The organism is Massilia sp. P1_C10, from assembly GCF_056406475.1.
This window is the reverse complement of record NZ_JBFUAC010000012.1, coordinates 37754-60820: the sequence shown is the minus strand read 5'-3', so window position 1 is coordinate 60820 and position 23067 is coordinate 37754. Positions and strand designations below refer to the sequence as shown.

Below are 23067 nucleotides of genomic sequence, written 5' to 3'. Positions count from 1 at the left end.
CTTATTCCAGACTGAAAGAACACCATGGACGACAAGAAAACGAACTTAAACGCCGCCGAAAAAAGCAAGGCCCTGGCCGCGGCGCTGGCGCAAATCGAAAAGCAGTTCGGCAAGGGCTCGGTCATGCGCATGGACGGCAACGCGCCGGTCGAAGAAGTCCAGGTCGTCTCGACCGGCTCGCTCGGCCTCGACATCGCGCTGGGCGTCGGCGGTTTGCCGCGCGGCCGCATCGTCGAAATCTACGGCCCTGAATCGTCGGGCAAGACCACGCTGACCCTGCAGACCATCGCGCAAATGCAAAAGCTGGGCGGCACCTGCGCCTTCATCGACGCCGAGCACGCGCTGGACGTCGGCTACGCCCAGAAGCTGGGCATCAACCTGTCCGAGCTGCTCATTTCGCAGCCCGACACCGGCGAGCAGGCACTGGAAATCTGCGACGCGCTGGTGCGCTCGGGCAGCGTCGACCTGGTCGTCATCGACTCGGTGGCCGCGCTCACGCCGCGCGCCGAAATCGAAGGCGACATGGGCGACTCGCTGCCCGGCCTGCAGGCGCGCCTGATGTCGCAAGCGCTGCGCAAGCTGACCGGCTCGATCAACCGCACCAACACCCTGGTCATCTTCATCAACCAGATCCGCATGAAGATCGGCGTCATGTTCGGCAGCCCGGAGACCACCACCGGCGGCAACGCGCTCAAGTTCTACGCTTCGGTGCGCCTGGACATCCGCCGCACCGGCTCGATCAAGTCGGGCGACGAAGTGATCGGCAACGAAACCAAGGTCAAGGTCGTCAAGAACAAGATCGCGCCGCCGTTCAAGGAAGCGCACTTCGACATCCTGTACGGCGCCGGCACCTCGCGCGAGGGCGAAATCCTCGACCTGGGCGCCGACAACAAGGTCGTCGAAAAGTCCGGCTCGTGGTACAGCTACAACGGCGAGCGCATCGGCCAGGGCAAGGACAACGCCCGCCTGTTCCTGGTCGAGCGTCCGGCATTGGCGCGCGAGATCGAAAACAAGGTGCGCGCGGCGCTGGGCGTGCGCGAACTGCCGCCGCCTGCCGGCGAAGAGGCGGCAGCCAAGCCGGCCAAGCTGAAAGCCGTCGCCGAGTAATACCATGGCTGCGCCCCAACTGAGCCTGAAAGGCCGTGCCTTGCGCTTCCTGTCGATGCGCGAGCACAGCCGGATCGAGCTGGGGCGCAAGCTGTCGAAGTATGCGGAAGAGGGAGACGATGTGAACGCTTTGCTCGACTTCCTCGAACAGAACAACTGGCTGTCGACGGAACGCTTTTCCGAATCGCTGATCAACCGGCGCGGGGCGCGTTACGGCAACAACCGCATCGTCGCCGAGCTGCAGCAGCATGGCGTCAAGGGCGAAGCGCTGGCCGAGCTCAAGGCGGGGCTGGCGGACAGCGAGGCGGCGCGCGCGGCCGAGGTCTGGCAGCGTAAGTTCGGCGAAGTCGCGACCGATGCCGCGGGGCGCGCCAAGCAGATGCGCTTCCTGCTCACGCGCGGCTTCTCGCAGTCGGCGGTGCGCAAGGCCATCAAAGGCAGCGTCGACGAATTCGACTAGCCGCTGCAGTATTCGGAGTTGGGGTCTGGTCCTGCGGACCTGACCTCATTGAATGATCGGCAAACGATTTCCCAGCAAGGCGTCTTTCGCCGTATGCGGCAACTCCGGTTGAGCGCGCATACTCCTCACCGGCGAAAGGCGCCGCGCTTTTTTGACATGGCGGTGTCTGGTCGCGCGCACCTGATACCGTTTTTCGCCTCTTGCGCTAGTCGTCAGACGATCCGCTATCGTCCGAACTGCTGTCATCTTCCGACTCGGCGCTGTCCGCATCGAGGTCGCTGCCACTCGATCCATCATCGTCCTCCGAACTTTCATCGTCGTCGCTGCTGAACGGATTGAATCCGGATTCTGTGCTGACGCCGCTGCTCCACACGAAACCGTTGTTCGTACGAACAAATCTGCGGCGCGGAGCACGATTGATGTCGGCACTCTCATTGCCTTCACTGAGTCCGAAGAAGCGCCGGATCGAAGCAAGCCAGGTGGCAGTCATTATTTACCTCCGTGTCGAAACCGCCAGCATGCATGGATTGACTGCCTGCATCTTGATGGGGCGCATGCCCCGGCGCCAACGACGGGAACCCGGCATCCCCGTCCCCCGCAGGACTAGACCTCCGCCCGGCCGCGCAAGCTTGATTATCAGGCAATAAAATCGGCCAATATCCGGCAAAATTCTATGTTGCAGTGCAACTGACGGCGGTCTTGTGCTAAACTTTTGGGGTTTTAGCAGCGCCGCAAGAGCGGTTGTCCCCGTAGAAACTGCGGCGACGTGCATCAGCACACGGCTGCATCACTATTTACCGCCGCATTGCCGGCCCTGGTCTCTATGCCCTTGTCTCCACCTGTTCCCCGCGCTTTACGGCATACCCGCGCGATCCACGTTGACGCCTTTGCGCGCGAGGATGGCCTGTGGGATCTCGACGCGCGCATCACCGACGTGAAGACCGGCGACATCAAGCTCGCCTCCGGCCTGCGCGAAGGCGGCGACCCGGTGCATGACCTGAACTTACGCATCACCATCAACCGCGAGCTGGTCATCGTCGATGCCGAAGCCGCGTCCGACAAAGTCCCGTATCCTGGCTACTGCGACACCATCGCGCCGGCCTACAAGAAGCTCATCGGCCTGTCGCTGATGCACCATTTCCGGCTGCACCTGAAGGACCGCCTCGCTGGCGTACTCGGCTGCACCCACCTGACCGAGCTGGCGCTGGTGCTGCCGACCGCCGCCATCCAGGCCTACGCCAACGACGTCATCAAGACGCGCGACGGCGACGCAGCCGACGAATCCACCGAACGCCCATTTCAGCTCGACCGCTGCCACGCGCTGCGCGTCGATGGTCCCGCCGTCGCCCGCTACTACCCGCGCTGGGCGTTGAAAGTCGTCAATAGTTGAGTAAATAGTTAGCAGTCGCAGTGCCGCGTGCAGCCCGCGCGAACCAATCGTATTTCAACCGTATTTCTACAAACAGTTTCTGAAGAAGGGAAGCCAGCATGAAGATCCATGAGTATCAAGGCAAGGAAATCCTCCGAAAGTTCGGGGTGACGGTACCGCGCGGCATTCCGTGCATGACCGTGGAAGAGGCTGTCAAAGCCGCTGAAACGCTGGGCGGCCCGGTGTGGGTCGTCAAGGCGCAGATCCACGCAGGCGGCCGCGGCAAGGGCGGCGGCGTCAAGGTTGCCAAGTCGCTCGAGCAGGTCAAGGAATACGCCGACCAGATCATGGGCATGCAGCTCATCACGCACCAGACCGGTCCTGAAGGCCAGAAGGTCCGTCGCCTGCTGATCGAAGAAGGCGCCGACATCAAGCAGGAACTGTACGTGTCGATGGTCACCGACCGCATCTCGCAGCGCGTCGTGCTGATGGCCTCGTCGGAAGGCGGCATGGACATCGAGGAAGTCGCTCACTCGCACCCGGAAAAAATCCACCAGATCGCGATCGATCCGGCCGTCGGCCTGACCGACGCTGAAGCGGACGAGATCTCGGCCAAGATCGGCGTGCCTGCCGGTTCGATCGCCGATGCGCGCGTTCAGTTGCAAGGCCTGTACAAGGCTTACTGGGAAACCGACGCTTCGCTGGCCGAAATCAACCCGCTGGTTATCACCGGTTCGGGCAAAGTCATCGCCCTCGACGCGAAGTTCAACTTCGACTCGAACGCGCTGTATCGCCAGCCTGAAATCGTCGCCTTCCGCGACCTGGACGAAGAAGATCCCGCCGAAGTGGAAGCGTCGAAGTTCGACCTCGCCTACATTTCGCTCGACGGCAACATCGGCTGCCTGGTCAATGGCGCCGGCCTTGCCATGGCTACCATGGACACCATCAAGCTGTTCGGCGGCGAGCCTGCCAACTTCCTCGACGTGGGCGGCGGCGCAACGGCTGAAAAAGTCACCGAAGCGTTCAAGATCATGTTGAAGAACCCTGGCCTGAAAGCCATCCTGGTGAACATCTTCGGCGGCATCATGCGCTGCGACGTCATCGCCGAAGGCGTGATCACCGCGTCGAAAGCGGTCTCGCTGCAAGTGCCGCTGGTCGTCCGCATGAAGGGCACCAACGAAGACATCGGCAAGAAGATGCTGGCCGACTCGGGCCTGCCGATCATCGCCGCCGATACGATGGAAGACGCTGCGAAAGCCGTTGTCGCTGCCGCCGCTGGTAAAGCCTAATTCGAAGGAAATAACATGTCGATCCTGATCAATAAAGATACAAAAGTTGTCACCCAGGGAATTACCGGCAAGACCGGTCAGTTCCACACCCGCATGTGCCGCGACTACGCGAACGGCAAAGAGGCGTTCGTCGCCGGCGTGAACCCGAAGAAAGCCGGCGAAGACTTCGAAGGCATTCCGATTTTCGCCAACGTCGCCGAAGCGAAAAAAGAAACCGGCGCCAACGTGTCGGTCATCTACGTGCCGCCAGCAGGCGCCGCCGCCGCGATCTGGGAAGCCGTCGAAGCCGAACTCGACCTGGCGATCTGCATCACCGAAGGCATTCCTGTGCGCGACATGATGGCGCTGAAGGACCGCATGGCCAAGGCCGGCTCGAAGACCCTGCTGCTGGGTCCTAACTGCCCCGGCCTGATCACCCCGGACGAAATCAAGATCGGCATCATGCCGGGCCACATCCACAAAAAGGGCCGCATCGGCGTCGTGTCGCGCTCGGGCACCCTGACCTATGAAGCAGTCGGCCAGCTGACCGCGCTGGGCCTGGGCCAGTCGTCGGCAGTCGGCATCGGCGGCGACCCGATCAACGGTCTGAAGCACATCGACATCATGAAGATGTTCAACGACGATCCGGATACCGACGCGGTCATCATGATCGGCGAAATCGGCGGTCCTGACGAAGCCAACGCTGCTTACTGGATCAAGGACAACATGAAGAAGCCGGTGGTTTGCTTCATCGCCGGCGTCACCGCGCCACCGGGCAAGCGCATGGGCCACGCCGGCGCGCTGATCTCGGGCGGCGCCGACACCGCGCAAGCGAAGCTGGACATCATGGCCGAGTGCGGTATCAAGGCGACCAAGAATCCATCGGAAATGGCGCGCCTGCTGAAAGCCATGCTGTAAGGGTTTTGCTGCCGGGATAGCATTCCCGGCGCCAGACTAGGTAGAATACATGGGGAGCGGAAACGCTCCCCATGTGCGTTTACAGTCCAGGCGGAGGCGGCAATGTCGAAATTGATCATCTCGCGCGACCAGCAGGTGGTGCGGCAAGTCGAGCTGAGCGAGCGGCGCCTGACCATCGGGCGCCATCCGGACAACGACATCGTCATCGCCAACGGCGCCGTCAGCGCGCGCCATGCCGCGATCACCCGCCGCGGCGACGAGGTGGTGCTGGAAGACCTGGGCAGCAGCAATGGCACTTTCGTCAACGGCCAGCGTGTCGCCCAGGCGGTGCTGGCGCCGGGCGACCGGGCCGCCATCGCCACCTACGACGTGCAATTCGTCGGCGCGGAGGCGCCGGCCGAAGCGGCGCCGCTCGGCTGCATCGAGATCCTCAACGGCGCCAGCGCCGGCAAGACCCTGTCGCTGCTTAAGCCGCTGACCACGCTGGGCAGTCCCGGCGTGCTGGTGGTGGTGATCAGCCGCCATGCCGATGCTTACTATATAGCGCAGGTGAAGGGCGACGCGGTTGCCCGCATAAATGAGGACATCGTCACGCCGGCGCCGCGCATGCTGCGCGACGGCGACGTGCTCGAGCTGACCGGCACGCGCATGCGCTTCGCCGCCAAAGCCTGCTGAATTCCGTCAGCCGACCGCTCAAATGACAATTTACGGCGGGCAACTGACAGGAATTGTCAGTCGGATCGACAAAAAACGTCGGATTCACCCCTATTTCATAGAATAAAGATAACGAAAGGCATCTATTTCGGGCTGGCACGGCTATTGCTCTATACCAAGTCAGTAGCACGACACACACAACAACCCACCCGAAGGAGTTTTAAAATGAAATCGATGAAAATGGTTAAGAAGGCACAAGCTGGTTTCACCCTGATCGAATTGATGATCGTCGTGGCAATTATCGGTATCCTGGCAGCAGTCGCAATCCCTGCTTACAGCGACTACACCGTCAAGGCAAAAATCGGTAACGCCCTTTCGTCGGCTGGCCCGCTCAAAACTGCGGTTGCACTGTGCGCACAGGAAAGCGGCTCCGTCACGGGTTGCGGCAACGTCAGCCCGATCGTTACGGTCCCAACCTTTACCGCCACCAAGGAAGTTACCGGCGCGACTGTAACGGACGGCGTGATCGTTCTGACTCTGGCTAACGTCGGCAGCAACCTGACCGGCAAGACCATTACGATGCGCCCAACCCTGGGTACTTCGTCGATGACCTGGGCTAACGAAACCAACATCACCACCTCCGACAATGCCGCAGCTCTGGCAGCCATCACCAAGAACAACATCGGTTCCTAACAACGTACCGCAAGCATGAAAGCCGCCTCCGGGCGGCTTTTTTCCGTTTCCGACCTCTGGGTGGCAGCGATGAATCAAGTTGAACATGCAGTGCGCAGCGACGGCCTCGGATCGCTTGTCTGGCATCGCGCGCGCTCGCTTCCGGCGACGATGGTGGTATGCGTCGGCATGGCGGCGACCCTGGCGCTGGCCGACGGACATGACCAGCAGCGCATGTGGCAGCTCGCGATTTTCGCCGTCCTCGCGCCCTTGCTGTTACTGCGCGGCGGGCTGTCAGGCTTGCTGGCCGGCGCGACCCAGCGCGCCCTGCGCTGGTCGCTGGCCGGTTTCTTCTTGTGCGGCGCCGTTTCCTGCCTGCTCGCTTTTTCATTGCGCCGCGCCGCGCTCGAAGAAGCCATGTTGCTGATGCTGCTGCTGGTCTCGATCGGCATGGCGCGCGAAATCGCACGTGACCGCAAGGCTGGCGTGATGTTCGTGCTGCTCGCCTGCGCGGCCGCTGCTGCAGTGTATGCGTTGAAGGTCAGTGTGCAATATCTCGCCGCGTTGGCGAATCATCTCCAGCCGGATTTTTTCACCGTCACGCCCGGGTTCAGCAACTACCGCTTTTTCAACCACGTGCAGACCGTCGCGTTGCCGCTGCTTGTCTTACTGTGCCTGCTGGTCAAATCGCGATCCGCGCGTTACGGCGCCTGCGCGCTTGCGTCCGTCTGGTGGGGGCTGTTGTTCCTGACGGCAGGGCGCGGCACCATGGTCGGGATCGCGGCAGCTTGCCTCGCCGTCCTGGTCTTGCGCCGCAAACATGGCTTCGCTTTCTGCAGGATGCTGGGGCTGACCGCGTGTGGTGGACTCGCCGTCTACGCATTGCTTTCCACGGTATTGCCGACGCTTGCCGGACTCGATCCGATGGGTGTGATGAGCGGCCTGGCCCAGCGCTCCGCGGCCGATCCCACTTCCCTGCGCTTGCCGCTGTGGACGCGCGGACTCGAATTAATTGCCGCGCATCCCTTATTCGGCGTCGGGCCGATGCACTACGGCCACTATGCGATCGACCTACAGAATGGCGCCCATCCGCATGACTGGCTGATCCAGTTCGGCGCCGAATGGGGCATCTTCGGGCTGGTATTTTTGTGCGGCGCGATCGGTTTTGCCATTCGCGCCTTAATGCGTACCGCGCCGCTGTTGGCGGCCGGCGACAGCGACGATCAGCAAATGCTGGCAGCGTGGATTGCGATCGGCGCGGCCATTCTGGTCGACGGGCTGGTGTCCGGCCTGTTCGTCATGCCGATGAGTCAGTTGTGGATTGCGCTGTATCTGGGATGCGCCGCCGGGTGGACGATGTCGTTCCAGCGCGCGCCGGCCGGCGAGGCGGGCGCGCGCGCTACCGCGGGTGTGCTGATCTTGCTGATGGCCTTGGCGGGGATCGCCGTCGGTGTCGCGCCGGAACTGTCGAAGATCGTCAGGCAGGTGCCGCGCACGGCCGAAGAGGCGGCGCTGTACAACGGTTACGATCACCCGCGCATCTGGCTGGGCGGATATTTCTGATCGACTGCGAACGCTAGACGATTTTCTGGCGGTCGGCGATCAACGCCTCGTAGGTCATGTTCTGCAGCAACAGATGGTGCGAGGAATCGAGGTTGACGAACTGCACGCCATAGGTGAACACCTCGAGCCGGTCGGTTGACGGCTTGAGCACGTTCACGTTCTTGATCGTGGCCTTGGTCACGACGTTGACCTGCTGGTTGCCGGGCGCGGTCATCGCGAACTGCAGCGACACCTGATCGTTCTCCGGCAGGCGGCGCGGCGATTCGATCAGCGCCCCGGTCACGCTGAGGTTCACCAGGAAACAGTTGATCGGCGCCGAGCCGGTGCGCGTTCCTGTCACCTGGGCCGGAATGTCGACCTTGACGCGCATCGCCGCGCGCAGGCTGGTGCCGTGGATCGACGTGGGGAAGGTGATGTGCGCGTACAGCAGCGGCCGCCCGAACACGCGCGCCACGGTGCAGTCGAACGAGCACACGGTCACGCCGGAAAACACGCGGATCGTCAGCTTTTCGCCTTCGGACATCACAATCGGCGCCCCGTGTTCGACCGGGATCTTGACGATCATGTACTCGTCCTTGACGTAGCCGATCAGCGTCGAAAAGTGCTGAACCGGCTTGATGCTCCGGTGCGTCAGGAGCTGGAGGCGTCCGCCAACCTGCAGGTTCATCGCCTCAAATTCCAGTTCCTGCGGCTTCTGCGTGCCCTGCTCGTTGTTCATCGGTTCAAGAATCGTTGTGATCGTGTCAATAGTATGCACTAAGCTGCATCCGGATGCAGCAGGATTCTACCGTTAAATGTGAATACAAAGGTTATAACATTATCATCATGTCATCCGTCCGCCGAAGCCAGGTGGACGGAAATGCGATCGCGCTGTGGCTTTCACTGCAACACCTATGCCATCTTGCGTCGGAATGGACTGCGTTTGGGTGGCGGGCCAGGTGGGACGATGTCCGAAAACGTTGCCGGGTTCGCAGCTACCAGTCGATATGGGATGCGCACCAAGCCCGTTGCCACCGGATGGGAGAAATCCCTGATGTTTCTGGTAACGATCACGTCCGCATCGATGAGGCCGGTCGCCATGATAATCGCATCGTGCAATGGCACCTTTGGTGGTACTACCAGGCTGTTGCGGCGAATTTCAGCGGCCAGAGCAGTGATCTCGTCGTCGGTATGAATGATGCGGAGGTTTTGCAGCAGTTCTCGAACGATTTCCTCATCGGCGGGGGTTTTTACTCCGGCCATCAGTTCCATCCAGGTCAACGCACTGATTACGCCATCGTTCCAGTATTCGAGTTCATCGATCGCGGGTTGATATCCCTTGAGAAAATCGATCAGAATATTGGTATCGAAAAGGGCTACCGCCATTCCTTCCTCAGTTCGCGTTCGTACAGCAAACTGTCGCTTGGAATGTCGGTTCGAGTGGCCCACGCGCCGGCAACTCGACGCAGGGACGCGATACGACGGCGCCGTGCGACCTCGCGTGCCTCAACGGCGCATTGATCAATGGCGCCAGCTTGCTCTTCACCCGGAGGGGGGGGCGTAGTGGCCAAATTGGCCGGATTGCGCTCGCCCAATGCCATGATGCACCTCACTTCCGAAACTTGACGGTACTAGTTTAACGAAGTCTGATAACGATGTCGCGTCGAGAATCAAGTCATTCCAAGCCACAGAATTCTTAACGGGATGAAAAGCTTATACCTCGGCGTGCCAGTCCCCCGACTTGCCGCCATGTTTCTCCAGCACCCGCACGTCGGTCATCACCATGCCGCGGTCGACCGCCTTGCACATGTCGTAGATCGTCAGCAGGCCGACCTGCACCGAAGTGAGCGCCTCCATTTCCACGCCGGTCTTGCCGAAGGTTTCGACCTGCGCGCGGCAATGCACGCTGCTGGCCGCCTGGTCGACCTCGAAGTCGACCGTGACCCGGGTCAGCGCCAGCGGATGGCACAGGGGAATCAGGTCGCTGGTGCGCTTGGCGGCCATGATGGCGGCGATCCGCGCGATGCCCAGCACGTCGCCTTTTTTCGCCGTCCCCGACACGATCAGCGCCAGCGTCTCCGGCTTCATGCGGATGCTGCCCGCGGCGACCGCCACGCGCTGGGTGTCGGCCTTGGCGCCGACGTCGACCATGTGGGCCTGGCCGGTGCTGTCGAAATGGGTCAGGCCGGAGTCGTGGGTGGTTTCTTTGCTCATCGATCGGAGGTGGTAACAAACTGTTTCGGTTGGCCGCGGCATGCTGCCGGCGCGGCAGTTGCGGGTATGATAGCACCGTGAAATCGAAAATCGATCCGCCCATCCGACACCCGCGCCTGCGCCGCCTGCTGGCCGCCGCCTGCGTTTGCGCGACCGCCGCGCTGGCGCTCGCGCCGCCGGACGGCCAGGCCCAGGTCAAGCCGAACAACACCAGCCTGCCGCTGCTCGGCGACAGCGCGCGCGGCGACCTGTCGCCGGTCCTCGAACGCAAGCTGGGCGAGGAGATCATGCACGACGTGCGGCGCGACCGCGACTTCCTCGACGACGACGTCATCCTCGAATACCTGAACAACTTCGGCAGCGGCCTGGTCGCGACCTATCCCGGCGCGCGGGGCGAGACCGGCGCCGACTTCTATTTCTTCGCCGTGCGCGACCCCATGCTCAACGCCTTCGCGCTGCCGGGCGGCTTCATCGCCGTCCACTCGGCGCTGCTGCTGGCGGCGCAGAACGAATCGGAACTGGCGTCGGTGCTGTCGCACGAAATCGGCCACGTCACCCAGCGCCACATCGCGCGCATGATCGGCCAGCAGAAGCAGGACGCCCTGATGCCGCTGGCGGCGATCATTCTGGCTGCGCTGGCCTCGAAAGCCGGGCCGGACGCGGCGATGGGCGTGTTCATGGGTGGCCAGGGACTGCAGATCCAGCGCCAGCTCAATTTCAGCCGCGACGCCGAGCGCGAGGCCGACCGCGTCGGCTTCCAGATCATGGGCGCGTCCGGCTACGACGTGTCGGGCATGGTGGCATTCTTCCAGCGCATGCAGGCGGCCACGAAAGTCTACTCGGACCTGACGCCGCCCTGGCTGATGAGCCATCCGTTGACCTCGGAACGCATCTCGGACATCCGCGCGCGGATCAGCGAAACGCCGCACCGCGCGCGCGTCGACAGCCTCGAATTTTTCCTGGTGCGCTCGCGCGCCCGCGTGCTGCAGGACGAATCAACCCAGGGCCGGCGCGACGCCCAGCTCGCGTTCGAAGCCCAGCTCAAGCAGCCAAGCCGCCAGCAGCAGGCGGCGGCGCAATACGGCCTGGCCTTCCTGGCGCTCCGGCGCGCCGAACTGGCCAAGGCCGAGGAGTGGCTGGCCAAGGCGCGCGCCACGGTCAAGCCGGCCGCCGGCGCGGTCTCGTCCGATGCGCCGCAGATGTTCGCCGCGCTGTCGCTGGAAATCAAGCTGGCGCCGGCGCAGCCCGCGTCACTGGCGCCGCAGACCCTGAAGGAAGCCGAGCAGGCGCACCAGCAGTTCCCGCTGTCGCGCGGCATCACGCGCCAGTACGCCGAGGCGATGATCGCCGCCGGCAAGCTCGACCAGGCCGCGGTGTTCCTGCGCGAGCAGGTGCGCCTGTACCGCGAGGAGCCGAAGCTGTACGACCTGCTGGCCAAGGCGTATGCGGCGCAGGGCAAGCTGACCTTGCAGCACCTGGCGCTGGCCGAATCCTACGTGCTGAGCGGGGCGGTGCCGGCGGCGGTCGACCAGCTCGGCATTGCGCGCAAGGCGCCCGACGCCTCCTTCTACGACCTGGCGATGATCGACGCGCGCGAACGCGAACTGAGCGAACGCCAGCGCGAGGAAAAGAAAGAGAAGAAAGAGCGCTAGCGCATCGAGGGTTCGGGATCCGATTTGGGCAGGCGCTGGAAACCGAAGCGGCCGGCCACGCTGCGTTCGTCGATCCGTTGCACCGGCACCAGCCAACGGTGGTAGCGCATCATCATGTCGCCGCCGCCACGTTCGAGCCAGTTAACCAGCGTATCGTCGTTCCACCGCACGCCGTCGACTTCGAAGCCTTCCATCATCTCGGTCACGTCGCGGTCATCGACCTGCGCCACCTTGCCATCCGCTTCGATGATCAGGTCGCCAAGCTCGGTCATGTAGGCGCGCTCCAGATGTTCGACCGCTTCGCCGGTGTGCAGCACCAGGCCAAGCTGCGGATCGGTGCGCGCGATGTAGGGCGTCGCTTCGAGATTGACGAACACCCGCTGCGGTCCGTTCTGGAAAAACCAGCGGCCGTCGCCGTCCGACGCGTAGTTGCGGTTGATGAAGCCGATCAGCGCCGCGTGCGCCAGCTTGTCGCCCAGCTCGCCGAGCTGCTGCGCGCGTTCGTCGCGCATGCGCCAGGCGCCGCGCGCGTCTAGCCCCAGCCAGCCGTAGCAGTCGGGCACGTTGGGCCACTTGGCCATGGCCTGCTTGACGATGTCATCCATGCGTGCATCCTTCGAGAAATGCGATCAGGCGCCGGGGCAGCCAGTCCAGCCGTCCAGGCGGGCCGCCGGCCGCGAAGCCGACGTGGCCGCCATGCTCGGGAAAATCCAGTGTAACGCAGGGCGCAGCGCTGGCCGGCAGGTAGATCCCGGGCAGGAACGGGTCGTTGCGCGCGTTCAGCACCAGGGTCGGCACGGTAATGTCGTTGAGCACGTGCTTGGCGCTGGCGCGGTTCCAGTAGTCGTCGGTGTCGCGGTAGCCGTGCAGCGGCGCGGTGACCACATTGTCGAAGGCGTACAGGTCGTTCGCGGCGAGCAGGGCGTCGCGGTCGAACAGGCCGGGAAAATCATTCAGCTTGGCCAGGCACTTCGGCTTGAGCGAGCGCAGGAACATGCGGGTGTAGATGCGATTGAAGCCGGACGACAGCGCCTCGCCGCCGCGCGCCAGGTCGAGCGGCGCCGACACCGCGCAGGCCGCATCGACCAGTTCGGCCTGGTGCTGCGATTCGCCCAGCCAGCGCAGCAGCGCGTTGCCGCCCAGCGAAACGCCGACCGCGTACAGGCGGCCTTCGGTTCGCGCGCGCAGGCCTCGCAGGATCCAGTCGATCTCGCCGGCGTCGCCCGAATGATAGAAGCGCGGCGCGCGGTTGGCCTCGCCCGAACAGCCGCGGAAATGCGGCACCGCGCCCGACCAGCCGCGCGCCGCCACTTCGGCCATCATGGCGCGCGCGTAGTGGCTGTTGGACGAGCCTTCGAGCCCGTGGAACAGCACCACCAAGGGCTTGCCCGGCTTGCCGTCGACGAAATCGACGTCGACGAAGTCGCCGTCCTGCGACTCCCAGCGCTCGCGCCGGTAGCGCACTTCCGGCTTGGAGATCGCCAGCGCCGGATAGATGGTTTGCAGGTGGCCGCCGGGCAGCCAGGCTGGGGCAGGATAGTTCATGGTTGCCGCCATCCGGGCTCGCCGCTCAGTGCAGGCTGGTGGTGCGCTGCGTGTCGCTCGGCACAGGGCCGGGCGCGACCGACACGTGGTGCAGCACCATGCGCCAGCCCTGCGGCGTTTTCATGTAGGCGTTGGTCGCCACCAGGTGCGCCGGTTCGGAGGCCGACGTCACGCCCTCGATCACGGTGTGCACCGCGCTCATCAGGTTGTGCGCCTGGTGCAGCATCGACGGCCGGATCTGCAGGCCGCCCTGCTCGAGGATCGCTTCCCACGACGCCTGGATCGCGGCGTGCCCGTGCAGGCGCGGGCCGCCCGGGTGGATGCAGAAAATCTCGTCGTCGTCGGCCCACAGCGCCATCAGCGCCTCGACGTCGGCGCGGTTGAGGGCGTCGTAGAACGCGGCTTCGACCTCCGCCGCGCTGCCGCCTTGCTGCCTGGCGCGTTTCATCGGGCGCCGATCAGTGGTGCGCCGCGACCGTGCCCGGCTTGAGGCGATATTCGGTGCCGCAGTACGGGCACTTGGCCAGGCCGTCGTGGCCGAAATCGAGGAAGACGCGCGGATGGGACGACCACAGCGGCATCGCCGGGTTCGGGCAATGCGCCGGAAGGTCCTTGCCGTCGAGTTCTACCGCAGGCGTTTTGTTCTCGTTCATGTTCGATGTTCTCCGTGAGACCGGCCGTTGCGGCCAAAGCAAAACCTCGATTTTAGCGGATTCAGGCGGCATTCCGGAATGATCGGTAAAATGGCCCCCTCAGTTCCGCACGCCGCCCATCCTTTTTTCGCCGCCCCGATGCCCGCCCGTTTCCGCCTTGCCTTGCCGACCCTCCGCCGCCGTTGTGGCGCGAAAACCACATGAGCGCGCCCGCGCCGCTCCCCGCCGCACCCGCCGTCCAGGCCGACGCACACGACCCGGCCGCGTGGCGCGAAGGGCTGCGCGACGGCATGCCGACCCTGTTCGGCATCGGCGCATGGGGCCTGGTGGTCGGCATCGCGATGATCAAGACCGGGCTGACGATTCCTCAGGCATTAGGTATGACCTTGCTGGTGTTCGCCGGTTCCGCCCAATTGGCGTCGCTGCCGCTGATTCTCGCGCACGCGCCGATCTGGGTGGTGTTCGCCACCGCGCTGACGGTCAACCTGCGCTTCGTGATCTTTTCCGCGCTGCTGGCGCCGCACTTCGCGCACCTGCCATGGAAGCAGCGCTTCGGCCTCGGCTACATTTCCGGCGACATGACGGTGGCGCTGTTCCTGCAGCGCTTTCCCGATGAGGCGCCGGCGCCCGGAAAACTGTCCTACCTGAAGGGCCTGATGTATCCGAACTGGGGCGCCTGGCAGATCGGCTCGATCGCCGGCATCTTCCTTGGCAGCGTGGTCCCGCCGCAGTGGGGCCTGGGATTTGCCGGCACGCTGGCGATCCTGTGCATCACCATTCCGCTGGTGGCCAACAAGGCCGCGCTGTGCGGCGTGCTGGTGGCCGGCGCCGTGGCCGTGCTGGCGTTCGGCCTGCCATACAAACTGGGCCTGCTGGCCGCCGTGCTGGTCGGCATGCTGACCGCGATGGCGGTCGAGGAAACCATGGAACGATTCAAGGGGAAGCCATGAGCGATTGGGAAATCTGGGCGGTGATTGGCGTGCTGACCGTGGCGACCGCCGCCACCCGCAGCTCGTTCTGGCTGGTCGGCCACCACATCACGATCCCCAAGCGGGTGCAGGAAGTGCTGCGCTATGCGCCGGCCTGCGCGCTGGCGGCGATCATCGCGCCCGACCTGTTGCTGGGCGGCGCGGGGCAGTTGCAGCTGACGGCGGCCAATCCCAAGCTGCTGGCGGGCGTGGCCGCCGTGGTGTTCTACCTGCTGAGGCGGAACATGCTGCAGACGATCGTGTTCGGCATGCTGGTGTTTACCGGGCTGCGGCTGGCGCTGACGTGATCCCGACCTCGGGATTTTCCCATGTCAATCAGGTAAAATAGCGTTCTTTCTACTTTCACCTGCGACGAAGCCATGCAAGAAGCCCTTCATTTTCTCCGGTTGCAAGACTTGATCGATCAACAGGCGCTGCGCGGCAAGCGCGTCTTCATCCGCGCCGATCTGAACGTGCCGCAGGATGACGCCGGCAACATTACCGAAGACACCCGCATTCGCGCCTCCGTGCCGGCGATCCGCGCCGCCCTCGATGCCGGCGCCGCCGTCATGGTGACCTCGCACCTGGGCCGCCCGACCGAAGGCGAATTCAAGCCGGAAGACTCGCTGGCGCCGGTCGCCGCGCGCCTGTCCGAACTGCTCGGCCAGCCGGTCGCACTGAAGCAAAACTGGGTCGACGGCGTCGATGTCGCGCCGGGCCAGGTCGTGCTGCTGGAGAACTGCCGCGTCAACAAGGGTGAAAAGAAGAACGACGACGCGCTGGCCCGGAAAATGGCCAAGCTGTGCGACGTCTACGTCAACGACGCTTTCGGCACCGCGCACCGCGCCGAAGCCACCACCCACGGCATCGCCAAGTTCGCGCCGGTCGCCTGCGCCGGCCCGCTGCTGGCGGCCGAACTGGACGCACTGGGCAAGGCGCTCGGCGCCCCGGCGCGTCCGTTGCTGGCCATCGTGGCCGGCTCGAAGGTCTCGTCGAAGCTGTCGATTCTCAAGGCGCTGGCCGACAAGGTCGATCACCTGGTGGTCGGCGGCGGCATCGCCAACACCTTCATGAAGGCCGTCGGCCTGAACATCGGCAAGTCGCTGGTCGAAGCCGACCTGGTAGGCGAGGCCAAGGCGATCATCGACATGATGGACGCGCGCGGCGCCGTGGTGCCGATCCCGGTCGACGTGGTGTGCGCGAAGGAGTTTTCGCCGACCGCGGCCGCCACCGTCAAGCCGGTGGCCGAGGTGCAGGACGACGACATGATCCTCGACATCGGCCCGCAAACGGCGGCGATGCTGGCCGACCAGATCAGGACGGCCGGCACCATCGTCTGGAACGGCCCGGTCGGCGTGTTCGAGTTCGACCAGTTCGGCGAAGGCACCAAAACGCTGGCGCTGGCGATCGCCGAGTCGAAGGCGTTCTCGATCGCCGGCGGGGGCGACACCCTCGCGGCCATTGCAAAATACAACATTACCGATAAAATCGGGTATATCTCGACCGGTGGCGGCGCTTTCCTCGAATTCCTCGAAGGGAAAACCCTGCCGGCCGTGGAGATCCTGCTGCAACGCCATCCGGCCTGACCGTCCCCTGACCTCACTGAAGGCGCATCCTATGTTCCGTGGCACCAAGATCGTTGCAACCATCGGCCCGGCATCGTCCGATTTCGACATGCTGGTGAAGATGATCCGCGCCGGCGTCGACGTCGTGCGCCTGAACTTCTCGCACGGCACTGCCCAGGACCACATCGACCGCGCCGCGCTGGTGCGCCGCGCCGCCGCCGAATGCGGCCGCGAAGTGGCGATCATGGCCGACATGCAGGGCCCGAAGATCCGGGTCGGCAAGTTCGAAGACGGCAAGGTGATGCTCGAGCAGGGCGCCAAATTCATCCTCGACGCCAAGTGGGGCGACAACGGCGAACTGGGCAACCTGGAGCGCGTCGGCCTCGATTACAAGGCGCTGCCGCGCGACGTGCGCCCCGGCGACAAGCTGCTGCTCAACGACGGCCTGATCGTGCTGATCGTCGATCGCGTGCTGGGCCACGAGATCCACACCACGGTGCGGGTAGGCGGCATCCTGTCGAACAACAAGGGCATCAACCGCGCCGGCGGCGGCCTGACCGCGCCGGCCCTGACCGCCAAGGACATGGACGACATCAAGACGGCGATGGCGTTCCAGGCCGACTACCTGGCCGTGTCGTTCCCGAAAAGCGCGACCGACATGGAAATGGCGCGCCAGCTGGCCAACATCGCCGGCGAGCCTTACCACCACAAGCCGATGCTGATCGCCAAGATCGAGCGCGCCGAGGCCATTCCCGCGCTGCAGGAAATCCTCGACGCCTCCGACGGCATCATGGTCGCGCGCGGCGACCTGGCGGTCGAAGTGGGCAACGCCGCGGTGCCGGCGCTGCAAAAGCGCATGATCCGCATGGCGCGCGAGTCGAACAAGCTGACCATCACCGCGACCCAGATGATGGAGTCGATGATCTTCAACGCGGTGCCGACGCGCGCCGAAGTGTCGGACGTCGCCAACGCCGTGCTGGACGGCACCGACGCCGTGATGACCTCGGCCGAAACCGCCTCCGGCAAGTACCCGATCGAGACGGTCGAGATGATGGCCGCGATCTGCGTCGAGGCCGAGCAGTCCGAATACAACACGCTCGACGCCGACTTCCTCAACGTCAAGTTCACCCGCATCGACCAGTCGATCGCCTACGGCACGCTGTTTACCGCGCACCACCTGGGCGTGAAGGCGATCGCCGCGCTGACCGAGTCCGGTTCAACCGCGCTGTGGATGAGCCGGCACCGGGTCGACACGCCGATCTTCGCGCTGACGCCGTCGATCAGCACCCAGCGCAAGGTCGCGCTGTACCGCAACGTGCACGCCTACCACCTGAGCCAGGAAGGCAGCGCCAGCGAAGTGCTGCGCCAGGCCGAGGCTTTGATGGTCGCCAACAAGATCGTCGCGAAGGGTGACATGATCGTCGCTACCTGGGGCGATCCGATGGGACAGGTCGGCGGCACCAACGCGCTCAAGATCGTGCGCGTCGGCGAATTCGGATGATCAGACCAAGCCGCCTGGCGGAACGCGCAGGCGCCATTTTTACTATTGTTTGGAGCTCTAACATGGCACTCGTATCCCTCCGTCAACTTCTCGACCACGCCGCCGAAAACGGCTATGGCCTGCCGGCATTCAACGTCAACAACCTCGAGCAGGTCCAGGCCATCATGGCCGCGGCCGACCAGACCGGCAGCCCGGTGATCATGCAGGCCTCGGCCGGCGCCCGCAAGTATGCCGGCGAAGCCTTCCTGCGCCACCTGATCGACGCAGCCGTCGAGTCCTACCCGCACATCCCGGTCGTGATGCACCAGGACCACGGCCAGTCGCCGGCGGTGTGCATGACCGCGATCCGCTCCGGCTTCACCTCGGTGATGATGGACGGCTCGCTGGAAGCGGACGGCAAGAGCGTCGCCAGCTACGAGTACAACGTCGAGACCTCGCGTGAAGTGGTCAAGTTCGCGCACTCGATCGGCGTGACCGTCGAAGCCGAACTGGGCGTGCTCGGTTCGCTCGAGACCATGAAGGGCGACAAGGAAGACGGCCACGGCGCCGAAGGCACGATGACGCGCGAGCAGCTGCTCACCGACGTCGACCAGGCCGCCGATTTCGTCGCGCGCACCCAGTGCGACGCGCTGGCGATCGCCATCGGCACCTCGCACGGCGCCTACAAGTTCACCCGCAAGCCGACCGGCGACATCCTGGCCATCGACCGCATCAAGGAAATCCACGCGCGCATCCCGAACACCCACCTGGTGATGCACGGTTCGTCGTCGGTGCCGCAGGAGCTGCTGGCGATCATCCGCGAATTCGGCGGCGACATGAAGGAGACCTACGGCGTGCCGGTCGAAGAGATCCAGGAAGGCATCCGTCACGGCGTGCGCAAGATCAACATCGACACTGACATCCGCCTGGCGATGACCGCGGCCGTGCGCCAATACATGTTCCAGAACCCGTCGAAGTTCGACCCGCGCGACTTCCTCAAGCCGGCCCGCGAAGCGGCGATGGCGATCTGCAAGGCGCGCTTCGAGCAGTTCGGCTGCGCCGGCCAGGCCGCCAAGATCAAGCCGATCCCGCTGGACAAGATGGCCGAGCGTTACGCCAAGGGCGAGCTGTCCCAGATCGTCAAGTAAAATCGCAGTTTCGAACAGGCTGCCTCGCGCGGCCTGACTTCTCAAGCCGGCGGCGCAGCCCGCCGGCCAAGTTTCCCGGTAAATCCTCCTATGAACAGCCTCTATCAATCCACCATCCAGTCCCTGCCATTGCTCGGACGCGGAAAAGTGCGCGACAACTATGCGGTCGGCGACGACAAGATCCTGATCGTGACCACCGACCGCCTGTCGGCGTTCGACGTGGTGATGAACGAACCGATTCCCGGCAAGGGCATGGTCCTGAACCAGATGAGCGATTTCTGGTTCGACAAGCTGGCCGGCATCGTGCCGAACCACCTGACCGGGATTGCGCCGGAAAGCGTGGTCGCGCCCGAAGAGGCCGAGCAGGTGCGCGGCCGCGCGGTCGTCGCCAAGCGCCTCGAGCCGATCATGGTCGAAGCGGTGGTGCGCGGTTACCTGATCGGCTCCGGCTGGAAGGATTACCAGGACACAGGTTCGGTGTGCGGCATCGCGCTGCCGGCCGGCCTGCGCCAGGCCGACAAGCTGCCCGAGCCAATCTTCACGCCGGCCGCGAAGGCCGACCTGGGCGAGCATGACGAGAACATCAGCTACGACGACATGGAGCGCCGCATCGGCACCGAGCTGGCCGCGACGATCCGCGACATCAGCATCAAGCTGTACAAGGCCGCGGCCGAATACGCGGCGACGCGCGGCATCATCATCGCCGACACCAAGTTCGAGTTCGGCCTCGATCAGCACGGCGTGCTGCACCTGATGGACGAAGTGCTGACCGCCGATTCCTCTCGCTTCTGGCCGGCCGACTCGTACCAGCCGGGCATCTCGCCGCCCTCGTTCGACAAGCAGTTCGTGCGCGACTACCTGGAGACCCTCACCTGGGGCAAAACGGCGCCCGCGCCTTCGCTGCCGCTGGACGTGATCAACAAGACCCAGGCCAAGTACTTCGAAGCGATCGAACGGCTCACCGGCAAGAAACTGGAAGCCTGACATGACCGAGCAAGTGAAAGTGCTGGTCGGCGTGGTGATGGGTTCCTCGTCCGACTGGGAAGTGATGCGGCATGCGGTGGCGGTGCTGGAAGAATTCGGCATCGCGCATGAGGCGCAAGTGATTTCGGCGCACCGCATGCCGGACGAGATGTTCGCCTACGCGACAAGCGCGCGCGGGCGCGGCCTGCGCGCCATCATCGCCGGCGCCGGCGGCGCGGCCCACCTGCCTGGCATGATCGCCGCCAAGACCATCGTGCCGGTGCTGGGCGTGCCGGTGCCGTCGCGCTACCTGCGCGGCGAGGATTCACTGCTGTCGATCGTGCAGATGCCCAAGGGCGTGCCGGTCGCCACTTTCGCCATCGGCGAAGCGGGCGCCGCCAACGCCGCGCTGACCGCGGTGGCGATGATCGCCGCCGGCGACGACGCGCTGGCTGCGAAGCTCGAGGCGTTCCGCGCCGCGCAAACCGCGGCCGCCAGGGCCATGACGTTGCCGCCAGCATGAACAAGCCGACTCCCTTCCTGCCGTCCGCCACGCCGTCGGCCTGGCTCGGCGTCATGGGCGGCGGCCAGCTGGGACGCATGTTCGTGCACGCAGCCCAGGCGATGGGCTACAAGGTCGCGGTGCTGGAAACGGCCGCCGATTGCCCGGCCGGCCATGCGGCCGAACGCCTGATCGAAGCCGGCTACGACGACCCGGCCGCGCTGGCCGAACTGTCGGCGCTGTGCGTGGCGGTCACCACCGAATTCGAGAACGTGCCGGCCGCCAGCATGGCGGCGCTGGCCCAACACAGTTTTGTCGCGCCGTCGGCCGACTGCGTGTCGATCGCGCAGGACCGCATCGCCGAGAAGCGCTTCTTCGTCGATTGCGCCAACGAGTCGGGCGTGATGCCGGCGCCGCACCAGGTCATCGCATCGCACGCGGACATCGCCGCAATCCATGACAACCTGCTGCCGGGGATCCTGAAGACGGTCCGCATGGGTTACGACGGCAAGGGCCAGGTGCGCGTCGACACGCGCGAGGACGTGCGGGCCGCATTCGACGCCATGAAAGGCGTGACCTGCCTGCTCGAGAAGATGCTGCCGCTGGCCTACGAAGTGTCGGTGCTGACCGCGCGCGGCGCCGACGGCGAATCGGTGGTGTATCCGATCGCCGAAAACGTCCACCGCGACGGCATCCTGTTCACCACCACCGTGCCTGGACCGAACGTGCTGCCGACCCGCGCGCTGCAGGCGCAGGACGCGGCGCGCGCGATCGTGTCCAGGCTTGGCTACGTCGGCGTGCTGTGCATCGAGTTCTTCGTGCTGGAAGACGGCTCGCTGGTGGTCAACGAGATGGCGCCGCGCCCGCACAACAGCGGCCACTACACGATGGACGCCTGCATCACTAGCCAGTTTGCGCAGCAGGTGCGCGCGATGGCGCGGCTGCCGCTCGGCGACGTGCGCCAGCATTCGCCGGCGGTGATGCTCAACATCCTGGGCGACGCCTGGTTCGACGGCGATACCCTGCGCGAGCCGGGCTGGGACCAGGTGCTCGAACTGCCGGGCGCCTGCCTGCACTTGTACGGCAAGGAAGAGGCGCGGCGCGGCCGCAAGATGGGCCATGTCACCTTCGTCGCGCCGACCCTGTCGCAAGCGCAGGAACAGCTGCGCGCCGCCTGCGAAATCCTCGGCATCGCACCATGATCCTCGACCAGACCGCGATCGACGCCGCCGCGCGCGCGCTCGAGCAGGGCGCGCTGGTCGCGTTCCCGACCGAGACAGTGTATGGCCTGGGCGCCGACGCCGAGAACCCGGCGGCCGTCGCCGCGATCTACGCGGCCAAGGGCCGCCCGCAGGACCATCCGGTGATCGTGCACCTGGCGCCGGACGCCGACCTCGATTACTGGGCCGCCGACATTCCGTCGGAGGCGCGCCAGCTGGCCGCGGCGTTCTGGCCCGGCCCGCTGACGATGATCCTCAAGCGCGCCGCCCACATTCCGGCGGACGTCTCCGGCGGCCAGGACACGGTCGGCCTGCGCTGCCCGTCGCATCCGGTGGCGATCGCGCTGCTGCAGGCATTCAAGGGCGGCCGCGGCGGCGTCGCGGCGCCGTCGGCCAACAAGTTCGGCAACGTCAGCCCGACCACCGCGCAGCACGTGCGCGATGAATTCGGCGCCGACGGCCCGGTCGCGCTGGTGCTCGATGGCGGCGCCAGCGAGGTCGGCATCGAATCGACCATCGTCGACCTGTCGCGCCTGGCCACGCACGGCCCGGTGCTGCTGCGTCCCGGCCACATCGGCGCCGACGCGATCGCCGCGGTGATCGACCGCCTGCCGGCGCCGCCCGACGTCGCCGCGCCGCGCGCGTCCGGCACGCTCGAATCGCACTACGCGCCGCACACGCCGGTGGCGATGCAGGACAGCGACACCTTGAAGATCACGCTGGCGCAGCTGCGGCAGGCCGGCCGCAAGGTCGCGCTGATCCACTATTCCGATTTCCCTGCCGCGCACGCGCAGGCGCGGCTGCCGGCCAGCCCGGACGGATTCGCGCACGCGCTGTATGCGTCGCTGCGCGCGATGGACCACACCGGCGCCGACCTGATCCTGGTCGAAGCGCCGCCGCAAGGCGACGCCTGGCTGGGCGTCAACGACCGCCTGCGCCGCGCCGCGCACGGCTCGGCCGGCATCGTCCACGGCCTGCTCAACCGGCAAGCGCCGACCTCGTATTGACGCGTCAAGGGGTTTTTCATGCGCATCGCGTGACACCGTCGCGCCGATGCCGCGAAAGTGCGCAGGAGCAAGCTTTTTTCTATACAACCGCTCCCAAGACTGGCAATATGAAGCGGTATGCAATAGCACGGACGTTCACTTCGTCCACCATTACCTAATT

Annotated in this window: 26 protein-coding genes; 18 read left to right on the top strand and 8 right to left on the bottom strand. The window is 64.9% G+C overall.

Features of this window, described 5'->3' with window-relative positions:
• Positions 1 to 24: 24 nt before the first annotated feature.
• Entirely contained in the window at positions 25 to 1107 is a 1083-nt protein-coding gene (gene recA, locus AC1D02_RS20805) for a recombinase RecA (RefSeq protein WP_477320372.1), read from the top strand.
• A 4-nt stretch (positions 1108 to 1111) separates the two neighbouring features.
• Complete coding sequence (gene recX, locus AC1D02_RS20800) at positions 1112 to 1567, top strand: recombination regulator RecX (RefSeq protein WP_477320371.1); 456 nt, start codon at positions 1112 to 1114, stop codon at positions 1565 to 1567.
• 205 nt (positions 1568 to 1772) lie between these two features.
• Here recX and AC1D02_RS20795 read toward each other — a convergent pair whose 3' ends face one another.
• Positions 1773 to 2057, bottom strand: coding sequence for a hypothetical protein (locus tag AC1D02_RS20795; RefSeq protein ID WP_477320370.1), 285 nt, complete (start codon positions 2055 to 2057; stop codon positions 1773 to 1775).
• 333 nt (positions 2058 to 2390) lie between these two features.
• Here AC1D02_RS20795 and AC1D02_RS20790 point away from each other — a divergent pair, with 333 nt between their 5' ends.
• From AC1D02_RS20790 to AC1D02_RS20765, 6 genes are all read left to right on the top strand, one after another.
• Positions 2391 to 2957 carry a DUF2889 domain-containing protein gene (locus tag AC1D02_RS20790; protein ID WP_477320369.1) on the top strand — a complete coding sequence of 189 codons (567 nt, stop codon included), beginning with the start codon at positions 2391 to 2393 and terminating at the stop codon, positions 2955 to 2957.
• 98 nt (positions 2958 to 3055) lie between these two features.
• Complete coding sequence (sucC, locus tag AC1D02_RS20785) at positions 3056 to 4225, top strand: ADP-forming succinate--CoA ligase subunit beta (protein WP_477320368.1); 1170 nt, start codon at positions 3056 to 3058, stop codon at positions 4223 to 4225.
• Between the two features lie 15 nt (positions 4226 to 4240).
• Positions 4241 to 5122 carry a succinate--CoA ligase subunit alpha gene (gene sucD / locus AC1D02_RS20780; RefSeq protein WP_477320367.1) on the top strand — a complete coding sequence of 294 codons (882 nt, stop codon included), beginning with the start codon at positions 4241 to 4243 and terminating at the stop codon, positions 5120 to 5122.
• Between the two features lie 102 nt (positions 5123 to 5224).
• Positions 5225 to 5797: an FHA domain-containing protein gene (locus AC1D02_RS20775; protein ID WP_477320366.1), complete on the top strand. Its 573-nt coding sequence runs from the start codon at positions 5225 to 5227 to the stop codon at positions 5795 to 5797.
• A 204-nt stretch (positions 5798 to 6001) separates the two neighbouring features.
• Positions 6002 to 6469 (top strand): pilin, encoded by a 468-nt coding sequence (locus AC1D02_RS20770; protein ID WP_477320365.1) that lies wholly within the window; start codon positions 6002 to 6004, stop codon positions 6467 to 6469.
• Positions 6470 to 6484: 15 nt separating this feature from the next.
• Positions 6485 to 8011: an O-antigen ligase family protein gene (locus AC1D02_RS20765; protein ID WP_477320364.1), complete on the top strand. Its 1527-nt coding sequence runs from the start codon at positions 6485 to 6487 to the stop codon at positions 8009 to 8011.
• Positions 8012 to 8024: 13 nt separating this feature from the next.
• Here the strand turns inward: AC1D02_RS20765 and AC1D02_RS20760 are convergent, their stop codons facing one another.
• The 3 genes from AC1D02_RS20760 to moaC all read right to left on the bottom strand — a co-directional run bounded on the left by AC1D02_RS20760 (position 8025) and on the right by moaC (position 10204).
• Complete coding sequence (locus AC1D02_RS20760) at positions 8025 to 8729, bottom strand: flagellar brake protein (RefSeq protein ID WP_477320363.1); 705 nt, start codon at positions 8727 to 8729, stop codon at positions 8025 to 8027.
• A gap of 173 nt (positions 8730 to 8902) precedes the next feature.
• Complete coding sequence (locus AC1D02_RS20755) at positions 8903 to 9376, bottom strand: PIN domain-containing protein (protein ID WP_477320362.1); 474 nt, start codon at positions 9374 to 9376, stop codon at positions 8903 to 8905.
• Positions 9377 to 9703: 327 nt separating this feature from the next.
• The gene (gene moaC / locus AC1D02_RS20750; RefSeq protein WP_477320361.1) at positions 9704 to 10204 is read right to left on the bottom strand and encodes a cyclic pyranopterin monophosphate synthase MoaC; all 501 of its coding nucleotides are present in this window, start codon (positions 10202 to 10204) and stop codon (positions 9704 to 9706) included.
• A gap of 77 nt (positions 10205 to 10281) precedes the next feature.
• On the opposite strand from moaC, the gene AC1D02_RS20745 reads away from it, so the two are divergent.
• On the top strand, positions 10282 to 11856 hold the full coding sequence (locus AC1D02_RS20745; protein WP_477320360.1) for a M48 family metalloprotease: 1575 nt from the start codon (positions 10282 to 10284) through the stop codon (positions 11854 to 11856).
• On the opposite strand, the gene AC1D02_RS20740 is transcribed toward AC1D02_RS20745, so the two are convergent.
• The 4 genes from AC1D02_RS20740 to AC1D02_RS20725 are packed head-to-tail and all read right to left on the bottom strand — an operon-like array spanning position 11853 to position 14054.
• Positions 11853 to 12461, bottom strand: a complete 609-nt coding sequence (locus AC1D02_RS20740; protein ID WP_477320359.1) for a DUF2946 family protein — start codon at positions 12459 to 12461, stop codon at positions 11853 to 11855. The two genes, AC1D02_RS20745 and AC1D02_RS20740, sit on opposite strands and share 4 nt — an antisense overlap.
• Complete coding sequence (locus AC1D02_RS20735; RefSeq protein ID WP_477320358.1) at positions 12454 to 13401, bottom strand: YheT family hydrolase; 948 nt, start codon at positions 13399 to 13401, stop codon at positions 12454 to 12456. Before AC1D02_RS20735 ends, AC1D02_RS20740 begins: the two co-directional genes overlap by 8 nt.
• Positions 13402 to 13426: 25 nt before the next feature.
• A complete protein-coding gene (locus AC1D02_RS20730) occupies positions 13427 to 13849 on the bottom strand; it encodes a YybH family protein (RefSeq protein WP_477320357.1) in 423 nt (140 codons plus the stop codon).
• 10 nt (positions 13850 to 13859) lie between these two features.
• The gene (locus AC1D02_RS20725) at positions 13860 to 14054 is read right to left on the bottom strand and encodes a zinc-finger domain-containing protein (protein WP_305506611.1); all 195 of its coding nucleotides are present in this window, start codon (positions 14052 to 14054) and stop codon (positions 13860 to 13862) included.
• Positions 14055 to 14254: 200 nt separating this feature from the next.
• Between AC1D02_RS20725 and AC1D02_RS20720 the strand changes: the two genes are divergently transcribed.
• From AC1D02_RS20720 to AC1D02_RS20680, 9 genes are all read left to right on the top strand, one after another.
• Entirely contained in the window at positions 14255 to 15004 is a 750-nt protein-coding gene (locus AC1D02_RS20720) for an AzlC family ABC transporter permease (protein ID WP_477320356.1), read from the top strand.
• Positions 15001 to 15330, top strand: a complete 330-nt coding sequence (locus AC1D02_RS20715) for an AzlD domain-containing protein (protein ID WP_477320355.1) — start codon at positions 15001 to 15003, stop codon at positions 15328 to 15330. Before AC1D02_RS20720 ends, AC1D02_RS20715 begins: the two co-directional genes overlap by 4 nt.
• A gap of 72 nt (positions 15331 to 15402) precedes the next feature.
• The gene (locus AC1D02_RS20710) at positions 15403 to 16608 is read left to right on the top strand and encodes a phosphoglycerate kinase (RefSeq protein ID WP_477320354.1); all 1206 of its coding nucleotides are present in this window, start codon (positions 15403 to 15405) and stop codon (positions 16606 to 16608) included.
• A 31-nt stretch (positions 16609 to 16639) separates the two neighbouring features.
• Entirely contained in the window at positions 16640 to 18088 is a 1449-nt protein-coding gene (pyk, locus tag AC1D02_RS20705; protein ID WP_477320353.1) for a pyruvate kinase, read from the top strand.
• A 62-nt stretch (positions 18089 to 18150) separates the two neighbouring features.
• Positions 18151 to 19215 carry a class II fructose-bisphosphate aldolase gene (gene fba / locus AC1D02_RS20700; protein WP_477320352.1) on the top strand — a complete coding sequence of 355 codons (1065 nt, stop codon included), beginning with the start codon at positions 18151 to 18153 and terminating at the stop codon, positions 19213 to 19215.
• 90 nt (positions 19216 to 19305) lie between these two features.
• Positions 19306 to 20199, top strand: coding sequence for a phosphoribosylaminoimidazolesuccinocarboxamide synthase (locus AC1D02_RS20695; RefSeq protein WP_477320351.1), 894 nt, complete (start codon positions 19306 to 19308; stop codon positions 20197 to 20199).
• A gap of 1 nt (position 20200) precedes the next feature.
• Positions 20201 to 20701 carry a 5-(carboxyamino)imidazole ribonucleotide mutase gene (gene purE / locus AC1D02_RS20690; protein WP_477320350.1) on the top strand — a complete coding sequence of 167 codons (501 nt, stop codon included), beginning with the start codon at positions 20201 to 20203 and terminating at the stop codon, positions 20699 to 20701.
• Positions 20698 to 21882 (top strand): 5-(carboxyamino)imidazole ribonucleotide synthase, encoded by a 1185-nt coding sequence (locus AC1D02_RS20685; protein ID WP_477320349.1) that lies wholly within the window; start codon positions 20698 to 20700, stop codon positions 21880 to 21882. Before purE ends, AC1D02_RS20685 begins: the two co-directional genes overlap by 4 nt.
• Positions 21879 to 22907 carry an L-threonylcarbamoyladenylate synthase gene (locus AC1D02_RS20680; RefSeq protein WP_477320348.1) on the top strand — a complete coding sequence of 343 codons (1029 nt, stop codon included), beginning with the start codon at positions 21879 to 21881 and terminating at the stop codon, positions 22905 to 22907. The genes AC1D02_RS20685 and AC1D02_RS20680 overlap by 4 nt, the downstream gene beginning before the upstream one ends.
• Positions 22908 to 23067: the final 160 nt, after the last annotated feature.

Excerpts from the sequence above, each read along its gene's own strand:
- recA (WP_477320372.1), top strand. The coding sequence starts at position 25 with ATGGACGACAAGAAAACGAACTTAAACGCCGCCGAAAAAAGCAAGGCC.
- recX (WP_477320371.1), top strand. The coding sequence starts at position 1,112 with ATGGCTGCGCCCCAACTGAGCCTGAAAGGCCGTGCCTTGCGCTTCCTG.
- AC1D02_RS20795 (WP_477320370.1), bottom strand. The coding sequence starts at position 2,057 with ATGACTGCCACCTGGCTTGCTTCGATCCGGCGCTTCTTCGGACTCAGT.
- AC1D02_RS20790 (WP_477320369.1), top strand. The coding sequence starts at position 2,391 with ATGCCCTTGTCTCCACCTGTTCCCCGCGCTTTACGGCATACCCGCGCG.
- sucC (WP_477320368.1), top strand. The coding sequence starts at position 3,056 with ATGAAGATCCATGAGTATCAAGGCAAGGAAATCCTCCGAAAGTTCGGG.
- sucD (WP_477320367.1), top strand. The coding sequence starts at position 4,241 with ATGTCGATCCTGATCAATAAAGATACAAAAGTTGTCACCCAGGGAATT.
- AC1D02_RS20775 (WP_477320366.1), top strand. The coding sequence starts at position 5,225 with ATGTCGAAATTGATCATCTCGCGCGACCAGCAGGTGGTGCGGCAAGTC.
- AC1D02_RS20770 (WP_477320365.1), top strand. The coding sequence starts at position 6,002 with ATGAAATCGATGAAAATGGTTAAGAAGGCACAAGCTGGTTTCACCCTG.
- AC1D02_RS20765 (WP_477320364.1), top strand. The coding sequence starts at position 6,485 with ATGAAAGCCGCCTCCGGGCGGCTTTTTTCCGTTTCCGACCTCTGGGTG.
- AC1D02_RS20760 (WP_477320363.1), bottom strand. The coding sequence starts at position 8,729 with ATGAACAACGAGCAGGGCACGCAGAAGCCGCAGGAACTGGAATTTGAG.
- AC1D02_RS20755 (WP_477320362.1), bottom strand. The coding sequence starts at position 9,376 with ATGGCGGTAGCCCTTTTCGATACCAATATTCTGATCGATTTTCTCAAG.
- moaC (WP_477320361.1), bottom strand. The coding sequence starts at position 10,204 with ATGAGCAAAGAAACCACCCACGACTCCGGCCTGACCCATTTCGACAGC.
- AC1D02_RS20740 (WP_477320359.1), bottom strand. The coding sequence starts at position 12,461 with ATGGATGACATCGTCAAGCAGGCCATGGCCAAGTGGCCCAACGTGCCC.
- AC1D02_RS20735 (WP_477320358.1), bottom strand. The coding sequence starts at position 13,401 with ATGAACTATCCTGCCCCAGCCTGGCTGCCCGGCGGCCACCTGCAAACC.
- AC1D02_RS20730 (WP_477320357.1), bottom strand. The coding sequence starts at position 13,849 with ATGAAACGCGCCAGGCAGCAAGGCGGCAGCGCGGCGGAGGTCGAAGCC.
- AC1D02_RS20725 (WP_305506611.1), bottom strand. The coding sequence starts at position 14,054 with ATGAACGAGAACAAAACGCCTGCGGTAGAACTCGACGGCAAGGACCTT.
- AC1D02_RS20720 (WP_477320356.1), top strand. The coding sequence starts at position 14,255 with ATGAGCGCGCCCGCGCCGCTCCCCGCCGCACCCGCCGTCCAGGCCGAC.
- AC1D02_RS20715 (WP_477320355.1), top strand. The coding sequence starts at position 15,001 with ATGAGCGATTGGGAAATCTGGGCGGTGATTGGCGTGCTGACCGTGGCG.
- AC1D02_RS20710 (WP_477320354.1), top strand. The coding sequence starts at position 15,403 with ATGCAAGAAGCCCTTCATTTTCTCCGGTTGCAAGACTTGATCGATCAA.
- pyk (WP_477320353.1), top strand. The coding sequence starts at position 16,640 with ATGTTCCGTGGCACCAAGATCGTTGCAACCATCGGCCCGGCATCGTCC.
- fba (WP_477320352.1), top strand. The coding sequence starts at position 18,151 with ATGGCACTCGTATCCCTCCGTCAACTTCTCGACCACGCCGCCGAAAAC.
- AC1D02_RS20695 (WP_477320351.1), top strand. The coding sequence starts at position 19,306 with ATGAACAGCCTCTATCAATCCACCATCCAGTCCCTGCCATTGCTCGGA.
- purE (WP_477320350.1), top strand. The coding sequence starts at position 20,201 with ATGACCGAGCAAGTGAAAGTGCTGGTCGGCGTGGTGATGGGTTCCTCG.
- AC1D02_RS20685 (WP_477320349.1), top strand. The coding sequence starts at position 20,698 with ATGAACAAGCCGACTCCCTTCCTGCCGTCCGCCACGCCGTCGGCCTGG.
- AC1D02_RS20680 (WP_477320348.1), top strand. The coding sequence starts at position 21,879 with ATGATCCTCGACCAGACCGCGATCGACGCCGCCGCGCGCGCGCTCGAG.